Annotated in this window: 12 protein-coding genes; all 12 read right to left on the minus strand. The window is 66.4% G+C overall.

The window, feature by feature from the left end; translation table 11 throughout:
• Positions 1-86 precede the first annotated feature (86 nt).
• Complete coding sequence (locus C667_RS00170; RefSeq protein WP_004354789.1) at positions 87-1,109, minus strand: FecR domain-containing protein; 1,023 nt, start codon at positions 1,107-1,109, stop codon at positions 87-89.
• Positions 1,099-1,626 (minus strand): sigma-70 family RNA polymerase sigma factor, encoded by a 528-nt coding sequence (locus C667_RS00175; RefSeq protein ID WP_004354790.1) that lies wholly within the window; start codon positions 1,624-1,626, stop codon positions 1,099-1,101. The genes C667_RS00170 and C667_RS00175 overlap by 11 nt, the downstream gene beginning before the upstream one ends.
• Positions 1,627-1,782: 156 nt before the next feature.
• Positions 1,783-2,295: a Fur family transcriptional regulator gene (locus tag C667_RS24475; RefSeq protein WP_083881222.1), complete on the minus strand. Its 513-nt coding sequence runs from the start codon at positions 2,293-2,295 to the stop codon at positions 1,783-1,785.
• A 75-nt stretch (positions 2,296-2,370) separates the two neighbouring features.
• Positions 2,371-2,784, minus strand: coding sequence for an ExbD/TolR family protein (locus tag C667_RS00180; protein WP_004354791.1), 414 nt, complete (start codon positions 2,782-2,784; stop codon positions 2,371-2,373).
• Between the two features lies 1 nt (position 2,785).
• Positions 2,786-3,529, minus strand: coding sequence for a MotA/TolQ/ExbB proton channel family protein (locus tag C667_RS00185; protein ID WP_004354792.1), 744 nt, complete (start codon positions 3,527-3,529; stop codon positions 2,786-2,788).
• Between the two features lie 53 nt (positions 3,530-3,582).
• Positions 3,583-4,155 (minus strand): energy transducer TonB, encoded by a 573-nt coding sequence (locus C667_RS00190; protein ID WP_211207631.1) that lies wholly within the window; start codon positions 4,153-4,155, stop codon positions 3,583-3,585.
• A gap of 185 nt (positions 4,156-4,340) precedes the next feature.
• The gene (locus tag C667_RS00195) at positions 4,341-4,673 is read right to left on the minus strand and encodes a DUF3325 domain-containing protein (RefSeq protein ID WP_004354800.1); all 333 of its coding nucleotides are present in this window, start codon (positions 4,671-4,673) and stop codon (positions 4,341-4,343) included.
• Positions 4,673-6,295 carry a PepSY-associated TM helix domain-containing protein gene (locus C667_RS00200; protein ID WP_004354802.1) on the minus strand — a complete coding sequence of 541 codons (1,623 nt, stop codon included), beginning with the start codon at positions 6,293-6,295 and terminating at the stop codon, positions 4,673-4,675. The genes C667_RS00195 and C667_RS00200 overlap by 1 nt, the downstream gene beginning before the upstream one ends.
• An 88-nt stretch (positions 6,296-6,383) precedes the next feature.
• On the minus strand, positions 6,384-6,581 hold the full coding sequence (locus C667_RS00205; RefSeq protein WP_245538389.1) for a hypothetical protein: 198 nt from the start codon (positions 6,579-6,581) through the stop codon (positions 6,384-6,386).
• A 443-nt stretch (positions 6,582-7,024) separates the two neighbouring features.
• Positions 7,025-9,487, minus strand: a complete 2,463-nt coding sequence (locus tag C667_RS00210) for a TonB-dependent siderophore receptor (RefSeq protein WP_004354806.1) — start codon at positions 9,485-9,487, stop codon at positions 7,025-7,027.
• Positions 9,488-9,728: 241 nt separating this feature from the next.
• Entirely contained in the window at positions 9,729-10,964 is a 1,236-nt protein-coding gene (locus C667_RS00215) for a PepSY-associated TM helix domain-containing protein (RefSeq protein WP_004354808.1), read from the minus strand.
• A gap of 47 nt (positions 10,965-11,011) precedes the next feature.
• The gene (locus tag C667_RS00220) at positions 11,012-13,501 is read right to left on the minus strand and encodes a TonB-dependent siderophore receptor (RefSeq protein ID WP_245538390.1); all 2,490 of its coding nucleotides are present in this window, start codon (positions 13,499-13,501) and stop codon (positions 11,012-11,014) included.
• Positions 13,502-13,815 lie beyond the last annotated feature (314 nt).

Genomic DNA, 13,815 nt, shown 5'->3' on the forward strand with positions numbered 1-13,815 from the left:
ATCGGGCTCCGGATGAGATTGAGTGTTTCATCCGGTATGCCCCGCAGCGGGCCAAAAGGGGAACTGCGGTGTGCGCACCGATCCGCTCAGCGCGCGCGGATGTGCACGCCACCCGCCGGTGTGCGCTCGACGCGCACCGGCAAGGCGCTCTCCAGTGCGGCGAGGATGACGGGGATGTCGCGGCTGGGCTGGGCGATGGGGTAGGCACCCACGAGCCGCAAGGGTGCGGCCTGCGGGCTGACCGTGACGGAAACCGAGGTGTAGCGCGAGAGCTCGGCCACAAAAGCGGCCAGGGGAATGTCGTCGGCGACCAGTTGGCCGCGCGACCAGCTTTCTCGCGCCAGGTCGGCGCGGCCGTCGGGTTCGATGCCATCCGCGGTGAAGCGGGCCTGCCGGCCGGCGGGTACGTCCAACTGCGCGCCGTTGGCCAGGCTGATGCGCACGGCGCCCTCGAACACGGCAACGTGGCCGCTGAATGCCTCGTTGCGGGCATCGCCGCGCACCGCAAAGCGGGTGCCCAACGCGGTGAGGCGCGCACAAGGGGTATCGACGACCAGCGCGCGGGCGGGCGCCTGCGTGTCGGGGGCGGAATCGACCAGGATTTCTCCGGCGTGCAGCACGATGCGCCGCAACGACCGGCCGAAGTCCACATCCACCGCCGTGGCGGTGTTGAGGTCCAGGCGCGTGCCGTCCGGGAGCGTGAGGCTGCGCTGTTCGCCGATGTCCGTGCGGTGGTCGGCACGGGCCACGGCGTACTCGTGCAGCCAGCCCTGCCAGGGCAGCGTCAAGCGGGCCAGCAGGCCGGCCCCGACCGTCACGCCGCCCAGGCTCAGCACCCGCAGCGCGCGGCGGCGTCCAGCCGACTGCGCCTTGGCGAGGGTGTCGCGCAGTGCCTGTGCCGGGGCGGCGTTGGCGGCCTGGGCGAAGGGCTGGCTGATGGCCTTGACCCGCTCCCAGACGCGGGCGTGGGCGGGGTCGGCATCGATCCAGGCGCGCCAGCGCCTGCGCTGCTCTTCGCTGGCCTGTTCGTCGTGCAGCACGGCGAACCATTCGGCCGCCTCGCGCTGGACGATGCGCTCGTCGTCGGCGGCGTCGCCCCTATCGGCCATCGTCGGCCTGCAGGCAGCACAGCATGGCCTGCGCCATGTACTTCTTGACCATGCGCTCGCCCACGCCGAGCCGCTCGCCGATCTGTTTGTAGGTCAGCCCGTCGAGCTGCGAGAGCAGGAAAGCCTCGCGGACCTTGGGCTTGAGCGTGTCGAGCAGGCGGTCGATCTCGACCAGGGTTTCGAGCAGGATGGCGCGCACCTCCGGTGCCGGGGCCACCGGTTCGGGCAGGGCCGCCAGCGTCGCGACCCAGGCCTCTTCCAGTTGTTGGCGGCGCCAGTGGTTGGACACCAAGCCCTTGGCCACCGTGGTCAGGTAGGCGCGTGGCTCGCGCAGCTCATCCAGCGCCAGCGCCTCGCGCCTAGAGAGCAGCCGCACGAAGGTGTCGTGCGCCAGATCGGCGGCCTGGTGCGAGCAGCCCAGTTTGCGGCGCAGCCAGCCGTACAGCCACCCGTGGTGGTGGCTGTAGAGGGCATGCACTTGCTGCTGGATGGCGGATTCGGCGGCGGACACGAACACCCTTGCGCGGAAGTTGGCTGGGGTGCTCGGCACCTTGGCTGGGAATAAGAATGGTTCGCATTTTATCGTGTTGTGTCAGAGGGGCGCAATTTCGTGCTGACGGCCCTCACACATCCAACTCGCCCTGGGTCATGCCACCGCCCCGACCTTTTGTTGTCAGAGTGTCTGTTTCTGATGTCGCTTGACAGATCCTGGTGCGCTGGCATTGCAAGCCGAGCACACGCCGACAAGTGTCAGTCTCTGGTTGAGATGAAAGCCGAGCCTGGCGGCACCCTCGAAGAGCTGCGTAAGTAGCGCATCGCTACCGAGTGCCTGGGCATGCCCGCATCGGCGGCAGACGAAGTGCGGTTGGGCGGCTTCACCTTCCGGCACCATGCTGTAGAACGTGCGCGCGCCAAGTTGTGTCGCTTGCGCGATGCGCGCCTTGTCCAACTCGGCGAGAATCCGATACACCGAAGTGAGGTTCACGCGCCAGGTCGCGGCCTTCGTCCATCGGTGCACGGCCTCGGCATCCAGAAAGCGACCGCGGTTGTCGTGCAGGGCCCTCAGCACTGCGCGCCGTGCCAGCGTGAGCCTGAGTCCCGAAGCACGCAAGCGCTGGAGCGTCGCCGTCCCTGGCTGCCAGGAGAGCTGGTTCGTATCGCTAGGGGTGGGTGTCTGAACTGGCATCGCGGTACCGGCCTCAAGCCGTGGCCGCCAAAGTAACGAGCCAAGTCGCTGCCGAAGTGGCCATGCTCGTCATGCTCAGTTCCCCGGCTCGGTCACGAAGCCGAGCTTGAGCACGCCGGAGCGTTGCACGGTGGCCATGACCTGCGCCACGCGCTCGTACTCCACCTTGCGGTCACCGCGGATGAACACCTCGGGCTGCGGCTCTTTCCTGGCTGCCGCCTCCAGGCGCTGGCCGAGTTGTTCGTCGCTCACGCGCTCGTCGTTCCAGAAGACGCTGCCGTCGGTCGTGACCGACAGGTTCACCGTCTCGGGTTTGACCAGGTTGGGCGTGTTGTCCGCGCGGGGCAGGTCCAGCTTGACCGAGTGGGTGAGCACCGGCACGGTGATGATGAAGATGATCAGCATCACCAGCATCACGTCGATCAGCGGCACCATGTTGATGTCGCTGACCACGTCGTCGTTGTCGTTGAGATTGCCGCCGAAGGCCATGTCAGCCTCCTTGAGTGGCGAGCCTGGCCGGCGCCTTGCGGGCCGGTGCTGCCGGTGCGCTGGCCCTGGCCACCGGCGAGCCGGTCAGGAAGTAGGCGTGCAGTTGCCGTGCGAAGCGATTGAGCTTGTTCACCACGCCTTTGTTGTTGCGCGTGAGCGCGTTGTAGCCCAGCACCGCCGGGATCGCGACGAACAGGCCGAACGCGGTCATGATCAGCGCTTCGCCCACCGGACCGGCCACCTTGTCGATGCTGGCCTGGCCCGAGGTGCCGATGCCCACCAGCGCGTGGTAGATGCCCCAGACGGTGCCGAACAGCCCGACGAAGGGCGCGGTGGAGCCCACCGAGGCCAATACCGCCAGACCAGACTGCATGCGCTCGGCGCTTTCGTCGATGGCGCCGCGCAGGCTTTCGGTCAGCCACTCGGCCAGGCTGATCTGCCCGTGCAGGTCGTCGCCGTTGCTGCGGTGGTGGTCCACTGCTGCCTGGGCTTCGGCGGCCACGTGGCGGAAGGGGTTGGCCTCGCCGTGTTCGTCCAGCAGCGCCATGCCTTCGGCAAAGCTGTGCGTGTGCCAGAAGCCAGCCATGGCGCGGCTGGCCCGGCGTAGCCTGGCCGCGCGCCATGTGCGGGTGACGATGATGGTCCACGACACGATGGACATCAGCAGCAGCGCGACGGCCACGCATTTGATGACGGCATCGCCCTGGTTCCAGAGTGCGGCAATGCCGTAGGGATTGGATGGCATGGGTGGGATCTCCTAAAAAGGTTGGATTCGGAAGGGTTCGCGGAACCCGTCGATCAGGAGCTGTACTCGAAATCGATGGGCTGCACGTACCAGTAGGGAATGGGTTCGTCGCCGCGTTTGGCGGGCACGTAGCGCCAGCGGCGCACGGCCTCCAGTGCGGCTTCGTCCAGACGCGGGTAGCCGCTGCTGCGCTTGAGCCTGATCTCGCCCACGCTGCCGTTGGGCAGGATGTACACGTCGAACAGCACGCGCCCCTCTTCGCGCAAGCGGCGCGACTGCGCCGGGTACACCGGCGCCGGGTTGTTGAGGTGGGATGCGTCGGAGCGCGGCGGTGCCACCGGCTCCGGCTCGGCCTTGGGCGACGGGGCGGGTGCAGGTGCGGCGGCCGGCACGGGCTGCATCGGTTCGGCAGGCGCTGGCGTGTCATTCACCGGCGGCTCGGGTTCGGCCAGCGGGGCGGTCACGGCACGCTCCGAGGGCGGCGCCTTGGGCAAGGGCGGCACGGGTGTCGGGCGCGGCTTGACCACCGGTTTGGGGCGGGGCGGCTCGGGCTGCATGGGCAGCGGTTGAGGCTCGGTCACCGGCGCCTGCGAGACGAGCTGCCCCGCCACGGAAGGCGGGATCACCGGCGTCGGACTGCGCGCCAGTGCGGTCGTGGCAAGCCACAGGAGGACGAGATGCGCTGCGCCGACCAGTGCGAACGGGGCGGCTTGGCGAAAGAGGTTGGGAGGGGCGGTCGCGGGCATGTCAGTGGAAGAGGGGGCAGAGACGGCAGTCCCCCCAAGGGGCGGCGCGTCAGGTTGTGGCGGTGTCACGAGGCGGACGTCGATGGCTCCGGCTTTGGCTGCGCCGTCACCAGCGCCAACCAGCGCGGCCGATAGGCGAGCACCAGCGCCACCGTCAAGGCGGCGACCGTCATCAACCCCAGCCAAATCACGGTTCCGGTGGCTCCGCCTGCGTGAGCCGCGCAGGTGGTCAACGCCGCGCCCAGGCCGATGACGCCTGCACACCGTAGCAGCAGGCACTGCTTGCGTGATGGCGCGCGCTGCCAGACCTGTCGGTGATGCCGCTCCATGGCCAGGGCAAGCGCCACGAAGCCGGCCAGGCTCAACAGCAAGGCCATCAGGTGTGCAAGCGCCGCCATCACCGTATGGCCCCCGCCGTGGATGCTTCCACCGTCATCAAGGTCGCTGATGCGGACTGCCTCGCTGCGTTTCTCGCCTTGCGAGCTAGATGCCGCGCCAGGCCCGCGAACACCGCCCCCAGCGCGAGCATGGCGAGGTCGAACCCCGCCATCACCCAGTCGCCCTGCGGCAGCGACGCACCCAGGTGGCGGTGGGTGGTCAGCGCATTGAGCACCGGCAGCAGGCCAAATGCCAGCGCCGCCACAGTCGCTTGCTCGCTCCAGGCGCGCGCCACCGGGCGCAGCGCCGCGTGCAGCAGCAGTGCGGCCCAGACGATGAAGAGCACATGTGCTTCCCACGCCGCCCGATCAGACAGGGCCAGCGGCAGCAGCCGGTTGGCCCAGAAATACGCCGCAATACCCACGGGCAGGCCGATGATGCCGCCCACATTGAGCCGCTCTACCAACCACAGCCCGCCATGCACGCGCCCCGCCTTGGCTGCGCGCTGCCGGCGCTTGACGGCCCATAGCACCAGGCCGGTGGCGATCATGGCGGCGCCCATCAGGCCCGAAAGCACGTACAGCCCACGCAGCAGCGGCCCCGCATACAGCCCCTCGTGCAAACCCAGCAGCACGTCGCGCACTGCCTTCGGTGTCGAGCCCGCGGCCGGCAGCACATGAAGCAGTGCGCCGTTCGTGCCGTCGAACACCAGGGTTTCGCTGCTGCTCAGCGGGGAACTGTCTTCCCTGGCGCGCAGCGCGACCCGCGCGTTCGCGTCGCCGGGGTAACGGATGTCGATGCGGCTGAGTTTGTCCGCGCCCCAGCGTGCTTCAGCAAGCGCCAGCATGGGTTGCAAGGGCGCCAGCGGTGCGGGTCGGCCCGCGCGCTCCAGATGCAGGCCACCTTCGAACGTTTCGTTGAAGAACACCTCGCGCCCGCTCTTGCCGGTGGCGGCGTCCGGCGCATAGTGGGCTGAGACCACCAGCGGCAGGTAGACAAACATCATGAACACCAGCCCGGACCAGGTGATCATGAGTTGGAAGGGCAGCGTCAGCACGCTCATCAGGTTGTGCGCGTCCAGCCACGAGCGCTGCCCCTTGCCCGGCCGGAAGGTGAAGAAGTCGGCAAAGATCTTCTTGTGCACCACGATGCCGGTGACCAGCGCCACCAGCAGGAACATCGCCGCCACGCCCACCAACCAGTCGCTCACGCCGCGCGGCAGGTAGTGCAGTTGCCAGTGCATTTGGTAGAGAAACTGCCCGCCGCCGGTGGCGCGTGCGCCGAGCGATGCAAGCGGCGCCCCCGAGGCCGCGTCCAGGTCCAGATCGCCATCGGCCTGCGGGCCTTTGCCCGCCTGCCAGAAGACGGAAAGGTGCAAGGCTTCGCGCCCGGTTGGCAGGCTGATGAACCAGCGATCGGCCTGCGGTGCGCGCTGTGCGAGCAAGGCGAGCGCCTTTTCTGCGGCCGGCGCCGGTTCCATCGCCTGGGCGACCGGGGGCAGTTCGGGCTGCATCCAGCGGTCGATCTCGGTATCCAGATAGCCCGCCGTGCCGGTGACGAACATGAAATAAAGCACCCAGCCCAGCAGCAAGCCGGCCCAGGTGTGCAGCCAGGCCATCGAGGCGCGGAAGGTTTCCTTCATGGTGCTGCCCTCAAAAGTCGTTCGTCGGGCCGCCCCAAGAACGACGCTACCCCCTCGGGGGGCCTGGCAAGGCCAGGTTTGGGGGCGCTCATGTCGCCACCCAGGCCGCTGCCCCGGCCAGCACCACCGCACCGAGCATGCCAAGACCGGCGTGGCGGGCACTCTTCGCCGCGAAGGCCCACATCACCGCCGCCGCGTAGAGCGGAAACGCCGCCAGCATGCCCGTGAGCACGCCATCGGCGCGCGACAGCGGCAGAGCCCCGGCCAGGGCGATGGCAGTGAGCACGGTCAACGCGTAGCCGCCCAGAACGGCGGATGCCACTCGGGCGAGGACGGGCAGGGCAGAGGCGAGTGAAAGCGGCGGATGACGCATCGATTGTTGTTCTTTGAGGATCGGGGTAATTGCAAATGAGTCTTACTCTTTCTATAGACGCACGACGGCCGAAAATGTGCAGTCCTTTGGTGGGTTTTCTCTATCCGGTCAACCTCGCCATCGGCAGAACTTCGACCATGACCTTCCCCTACCAGCGAAAGACGAACGCGGCGGCTGGGCAGAGGCGGGGCCGCCGAAGTCAATTCCAGGCGGTGGCGGCACTTCGGGGAGGTATGGGAAACCTGTACGCGGCGCGGCCGCGCACAGGGGTCTCACTTGCTATGACACGCGAGATCGGAAAAAGGACACTCGCTCAGGTGTTGCCTCACGAAGTTGTCATACATGCCGATATTCGTTCAGAAAGCCACGGACAAACCACCCCACACCGTGCGGGGCACACCTACCTCCAGTGCGTCGTTGTCCACCTTTGCCCAGTAGCGTTTGTTGAAGAGGTTGTCCACATTCAGGCGGAAGGTCACGTCCTTTCCGGCAATCTTGCGCTGGTGGCGCAACCCCAAGCCAAAGAGTTCATAGCCCGGTGCGATGGCTGTGTTGGCCGCATCAACGGCACGGCTGCCCGTGTGGGTCAAGTTGGCTGCAAAAGTCCACCCCGACAACGCAGCAGGCGCGTACTCAGCCGTCAGCGCCACCCGTTGATTGGCCGCGCCCGTCGGGCGCTTGCCGGCGGTGGCGGGATCTCCCGTTTCTTTCAGCTTGGCATCCAGCCACATTGCGCCGCCGAACAAGGTGACTTCGCGCGTGACTTTCCCGGAGACCGAAAACTCCAGCCCTTGATGCAGCTGTTCACCGGTTTGCACGTAGGTGTTGGCTCCATTCGTGTACTCGGCGGGTCTGGAGATGCGAAAGATGCTGGTTTCCCAAGCCAATTGCCCAATCTCGCCCTTGAGGCCGGCTTCGACTTGCTTGCTCACCAGCGGCGGCATGATTTGATTGACGTTGGTCGTACCGGTTGGCGCCGTGCCGCCCGTTTCCAGACCTTCTGTGTAGCTCACGTAAGCGGATAGGTCGGGGCGCGGCTTGAATACCAATGCGACGGTGGGCGTGAAGGCGGTCTTCTCATAGGCGGAGTCGGCATACGAGGCCTGATCTTCGACCACGCCGTAGCGTCCGCCCAGGTGGATGTCCCACTTCTCACCAAGGGCAACGACGTCATTGATGAAAAATCCGTCTCGCCGAAGATCCGTGTCGCCACCGCTGTCGTACGTGCCGCTGGGCCGGACAAGGGCAACCGGGTTGTAGATGTTGGTGCTGCCGAAGGCGCTCACCCACGCTGCGTTCCAAGCGAACTTCACTCGCGTGTGCTCATAGCCAAAGGCCAGGTCATGCTGAAGGCCCGCCGTCGCAAACTTTCCGTTGGTCGCGAACCGCACCCCAGTGGCCTCGCCCTTGTCGTTGGGAGAATGCCAAAGATTGACGTCAGCATCACCGTTCGGCGCAATCGAGTCGAAACCGAGCCAAGTGTTGTCGCGCTTGAGAATGTGATGGCCGATGGCAAGCGAGGAAGACCAATCGCTGCTGAAGCGGTGCTCCAGCTTGCCGCTCATCGCAGTCGAGTCAACATTGAAGCTCGCCCACTGTTGCCCCAAAAACGTGGATGGGCTGGGCATTGCGGGTATCTTGCCATCTGTGTTCAACGTGAGATTGGGCTGGAATGTCTTCTTGCGTTGCTCGTGCTCAATGTCGAAATCGAAGCTTGTGTTCGGGGTGATCTTCCAAGCAACCGCCCCTGAAACGAAGCTGCGCGGCCCATGGACATGGTCGATTTGGTTGCGCTCATCTTCCACTGCGGCATTCAGGCGAACACCAACGTCATCGGTCAGCATGCGCCCGACATCCACATGCATCTTTGCGTTGCCAAACTGGTTGACGGTCAGATGAAGCTCCGAAATGTCTTCCGGCCGCTTGATGACGTAATTGATGACGCCACCGGGACTGGAAAAACCCGCCTGAAGCCCGGACAGGCCCTTGAGCACGTCGACCCGCTCCTTGTTCTCCAGTCCGACGGTGTACGGCTGTTGAAAGGCGAGACCATTGCGACGGTAGTTGGTGTCGTTGACGAGCGAGAAGCCTCGAATGAACTGGCCGGGATACCAGTTGCTGTATGAGTTGCTTACCGACGCGTCGATTTGATCCAGTTTCCCCAGATCGCCGACACCGCGATTGAGCATCAATTCGCTGGAAACACTCTTGACCGAGAACGGTGTGTCTTTGATCGGGCGTTCGGTGAATCCAGCGACACCGCTACTTGTCACCCAGTAGCCCTCTGCTGCCAAGCCGGTGCGCGTTGTATCCGCCCCGGCCCTCACCGTTACCACAGGCAACACGGCCTCGGCCGCCGTGTGCGCCGGACTCGCCGGGGTTGGCACCGCAGCCGGCGCAGCCTGCCGCAACGCGTAGCTGCCATTCGCCTGCCGCACCGCGTCCAGCCCGGAGCCGGCCAGCAGCGCCTTGATGGCGGCATCAAGGGTGTAGGTGCCGCTCAGGCCTGGGCTGTTGCGGCCCTGCACCAGCTCAGAGGCGCCAGCCAGCAGCACGCCCGAGGCGCCTGCAAACCTGGCCACCACAGTGCCCACCGGCCCAGCAGGAATGTCGTAGCGCTTTGGCGCTGCTTCAGCCGAAGATGCCGCCGTGCCGCTGCCCTGCGCATGGGCCACGGTGCTCCAGCCGGACGCCATCAGCGTGCCGCCCATGAGCGCAAGGTGCAGGGCCACTACCAGGGGCGTGGGCCGGAGGTGGGTCGAATGTGTGGCTTGGGGCGTGGCGGCCCTGCGGCGGGCGTGGATGGCGCGGTTGGTCATGCTTCGTCTTCCTGGACAAGGGGTTGATCAGCGAAATCAAGCTGCCCCTTCGCGCCAACCCAGCGGAGGAATGGACGATTGGGAAGCCTCTCATCCGGTTAATCGAATGAGAGGCCCAAAAGCGGAACCGTTCGTGATTCAAGTCCTGAATCTTCGAGGAGGCCGGATCCAGCGACGACGGTCAGCGGCTCCGCATGCCAGTGTTGACCACAGTGGTCATGTTGCTGGAGCTGTGCTCACTTCAGCGCTCCTGTCGCCCGCGCCGCTTGCGCCACCAAATCACCACCCCGGTGACCGACAGCATGGCCACCACCAGCCCCAAAGCCGAGACCAGGATCCGGCCGGGCAGCCCCAGGATGCGTCCTGAGTGGACAGGGAACTGGGCCTGCACAAAGAGGTCTGCCGCTGTGCCCTTCCACGGCTCACGCGCACCCAGAACCCGCCCATTCTGTCCGTCCAGGTAGAGCGCACGCGGCCCCACGCCCCCGGCGCCATGCTCGTCCTCCGGCGCAAAGAACTGAACCGTGTAGATGCCCACGCTGCGGTCATAGCCGATGGCCCCGGCTGGTTCGGGCCAACCGCGCCGCCCCGCCTCTTGCGCGGCCAAGGGAAGGATCGCCTCGAACGACACCCCTGGGGCAATGGGCCGATCCAGCGGTGCCGGCGTGCGCGTGTCCGACGGTGAGGGCGTGACGTCGGACACCCACGACATCGCCGGAAAAAACACCTCCCGGTACAGGTTCAGCGAAAACGCGGTGAAGGCCAGCACCAGCAGCAGGCCCCAGGCCCACAGGCTGCCCGCACGGTGCAGGTCGAAATTGACTTTGTATGCATTGGCACGCCAGCGCACCTTCCAGGCCGGGAGCCAGCGCTGCCACCATGCACGGGCACGCGAGATGGCCGCCGATGGCCCGCTCTGCCTGCGCGTGGCAGCGGGCAGGGTCAAGTACAGGCCGGTGAAGCAGTCCAGCGTCCACAGCAAGGCCACGATACCCATCAGCCACACGCCCCAACGGTCGATGCCGCCCCAGGTGGGCAGGTGCAGGCTGTAGTGCAGCACGTAGAGGAAGGAGACGAAGTTCTCCTGGCTGATCGGCCACACGGCGCCCCACTCGCGCCGCCCGAGTTCGTTGCCTGTCGCCGGGTCAACGAACACCTGGTTGAAACCCGGTGTGAAGAGCTTGCCGGTTTTCGGGTTCACCCGAGGCTCGACGAACAGCGCTAGCGAATGGCCGGGCTCGACCGACAACGGCACGTAGGTCACCTCCACCTGCGGATGCCGTGCCTCTGCCTGCCGCGCCAAGGCCAATGGTGCCAGTAACGGGCCGGCCGCTGCAGCCTGTGCGGGGGCCTCGACGAGGTGCGGGTTGAGCCACTCGTCCAGTTCGTGGTCCCAGGAGATCACGGCGCCGGTCACCCCCGCCACAAACAGGAAGGCTGCCATGCCCAGGCCCACCCACCGGTGCAGCAGAACCATGGCCGACCGGACACGCCAGCGTCGGGGCGCCGCGCCGCGTTCCGGGCTCACCATTGGTAGTTGAAGCTAGCCACCACGGTGCGCCCGCGACCCCGGTAGCAGTAGCCGTCCTGGCATGAGAGGTAGCGCTTGTCGGTCAGGTTGGTGGCGTTCAGGCCCAGCTTGGCGCCCGGCAGCACCTCGCGCAGGTCGTAGCCGATGCGCGCATCGACGATGGTGTAGCCGGCATTGCGCGCGGTGTTCGCGGCGTCTGCGAAGGTCTCGCCCGTCCAGCGGGCGCCCAGGCCCAGGTCAACGCCTTGCAACAGTCCGCTGCCAAAGCGCTTGTGCACCCAGGCTGCGGCCATGTGCTTTGGGGTGGTGATCGGCCGCTTGCCTTCGTTGCCGTCGTTGCTGCGGGTGATCCTGACGTCGCTGTAGGTGTAGCTGGCGGTCAGGTCCAGGCCAGCGGCCAGACTGAGGTTGGACTCCAGTTCCACCCCTCTCGAACGCACCTCGCCGGTCTGGACGTAATTGACCTCGTTGGCCGGATCGCGGGTCTTGACGTTCTGCTGCACCAGGTTGAACACACTGATGGTGTGGCTGACGCGGCCGCCGTCCGGCTGGTACTTCAGCCCCAACTCCACTTGCTTGCCCTTGGTGGGCTTGAAGGCATCGCCCGCCAGGTTGCTGCCGAACTGCGGGATGAAGGAGGTGGCCACGCTGGCGTAAGGCGACCAGGTGTTGTCGATGCGGTAGAGCACGCCCAGGCTGCCGGTGGTGGCGTGGTCGGTCTGAGGTGTGCGCTCACCCGTGCTCAGATCGGTCTGGGTCTGGCGCACCGTATCGCGCCGCACGCCGGCCGACAGCCGCCAGTTGTCCACCGTGATCTGGTCGTTAAGGTAGAGGCCAGTTTGCGTGCCTTTCACGCCTTGCTCGACCAGCACGGTATCGGGCCGGGCGATGGCCTGATGGTAGTCAGGGCTCATCATGCTGATCGACGGTGCGCTGCCATACAGGTAGCTCACGTCCGCCGTCAGGCGGGAATGGTCCAGGCCCAGGGTGAGCGCGTGGCGCAGCGCGCCGGTGGACAGGCGGCCTTCCAGCGCGGTGTCCACGGCCAGGGTCCGCATCTTCTCGTAGACGCCGTAGCTGTCGCGCAGGATGGTGGTGCCGTCGGCATCCAGCGTGCCTTCCAAGTACTGGTTGTCGGTGCGCACCCGGGCGTAGCGCAGGTTCTGGCGCGCGGTCCAGTCGTCGGAAAACTGGTGGCGGGCCTCGTAGCCCAACGCCCACTGCGTCTGCTTCAGGCCGTCGAAGTCGACGTCGCCGTTCCAGAATTCGGTGAGTGTGCCGTCCGGCGCCTGAAAGGGTTTGGGTGAGCCCGAGGTTTCGTAGCGGTTCCAGTGCGACAGGAAGGTGACCTGGGTGCGCGCCGAGGGCGCCCAGGTCAGCGCTGGGGCGATGTAGGTGCTGTCGTCGTTGACGCCCACCGTGCCGGTGTTGGCCTTGCGCGTCAGACCCACCAGACGGTACATCCAGTCGCTCTGCGGTGCCAGCTCTCCGCCCAGATCGAACTGCACCTGGCGGTGGTCGTTCGTACCCAGTTGCACCTCCACCTCACGCACCGTATCTCGGCTGGGCCGCTTGCTGACCCGGTTGACGAGGCCTCCGGGGCTGATCTGGCCGTAGGTCACCGAATCCGGACCCTTTACCACCTCCAGGCGCTCCAGGGCATAAGGCTCGGTGTGGAAGTACGACAGCCAGCCCGTGTTGGGCTGGCGCAGGCCGTCGCGATAATCGGCGTCGGTGGTGACGTCGAAGCCACGCACCTTGATCTGATCGAACCGCGGATCGTCACCCGCCGTGGCCACCTGCACGCCGGCCGTGTACGCCACGGCATCTTCCACCGTCAGCACCTTGCGGTCTCGCATCTGGTCTTCGGTGATCACCGACACCGCGCGCGGCGTTTCCGCCAGCGGGAGGTCGGACTTGGTGGCGCCCAGGCTGCGCCTGGCCACGTAGCCGGTAACCGGCCCCGTCGCCGTCTGCTGTTCTGCCCCGGCCTTCACCGTCACCACCGGCAACACTGCCTCGCGGATCACTCCCGGCGTGGGCGCGCTCGCCGCAGGCACCGCGCTCTTGCGCAGGGCATAGCCGCCTCCCGGCAGCGCCATCGCCTCCAACCCACTGCCGGCCAGCAGCGCATTCAGCCCGGCCGACACGCTGTAGCTGCCGCTCAGCCCCTTGCTGGTCAGGCCGGCAACCAGTGCGGCGTTATAGCTCAGGTTGACGCCCGCTGCCCGTGCAAAACGATCCAGCACCGCATCCAGCGGCCCGGCCGGTACGTTGAATGTCTTGCCCCCCGCCTCTTGCCCGATAGCGGTTTGAGGTGGGGTCTGTGCCTGAGCCGGGGCCTGTGCCGCCGCATTGACGGACATGGCCAGCAAGGTGGCTTGCAGCGAGGCCGCCAACAGCGTGCGCTGCGGCAAATGCGGGTGTTTGCGGCGGATGGGGTGGCGCGAAGCGGCAGCTTGCGCGGATCGGTGCGAGGTCATCGATTCTTCTTTCGGCAGGACGGATGAGAAACTCCCCGGCCGCGCGATTCGAAGACTTCAGAACCCAGGCCGCAGAGCGCTTTCACCAAGTAGGCCGAACGAGAATCGAAATCCCCTCACCTTGCAGCCGTTTGTCGCCGCCTGGGCCGCTCAGGATTGTCCGCAAGGGCTCTGCGCCCTTTCGGTGTGGCGATGTAGCCCCCAGTTCATCGCTGGCCAGGCAGTCCCTCAACAGGAGTGCGCGGATGGTGACTCCCAGGAAGGCGTGTTCGGCCCGGTCATGGCCCTTGCCGACACGCTGGCTGTAGATGGCC

It is taken from the genome of Thauera phenylacetica B4P, assembly GCF_000310225.1.
Taxonomy (GTDB): domain Bacteria; phylum Pseudomonadota; class Gammaproteobacteria; order Burkholderiales; family Rhodocyclaceae; genus Thauera; species Thauera phenylacetica.

Bases quoted from the DNA above. Each gene is read 5' to 3' on its own strand.
- C667_RS00210 (WP_004354806.1), bottom strand. From the start codon at position 9,487: ATGACCAACCGCGCCATCCACGCCCGCCGCAGGGCCGCCACGCCCCAA.
- C667_RS00215 (WP_004354808.1), bottom strand. From the start codon at position 10,964: ATGGTTCTGCTGCACCGGTGGGTGGGCCTGGGCATGGCAGCCTTCCTG.
- C667_RS00195 (WP_004354800.1), bottom strand. From the start codon at position 4,673: ATGGCGGCGCTTGCACACCTGATGGCCTTGCTGTTGAGCCTGGCCGGC.
- C667_RS00220 (WP_245538390.1), bottom strand. From the start codon at position 13,501: ATGACCTCGCACCGATCCGCGCAAGCTGCCGCTTCGCGCCACCCCATC.
- C667_RS00180 (WP_004354791.1), bottom strand. From the start codon at position 2,784: ATGGCCTTCGGCGGCAATCTCAACGACAACGACGACGTGGTCAGCGAC.
- C667_RS24475 (WP_083881222.1), bottom strand. From the start codon at position 2,295: ATGCCAGTTCAGACACCCACCCCTAGCGATACGAACCAGCTCTCCTGG.
- C667_RS00200 (WP_004354802.1), bottom strand. From the start codon at position 6,295: ATGAAGGAAACCTTCCGCGCCTCGATGGCCTGGCTGCACACCTGGGCC.
- C667_RS00185 (WP_004354792.1), bottom strand. From the start codon at position 3,529: ATGCCATCCAATCCCTACGGCATTGCCGCACTCTGGAACCAGGGCGAT.
- C667_RS00170 (WP_004354789.1), bottom strand. From the start codon at position 1,109: ATGGCCGATAGGGGCGACGCCGCCGACGACGAGCGCATCGTCCAGCGC.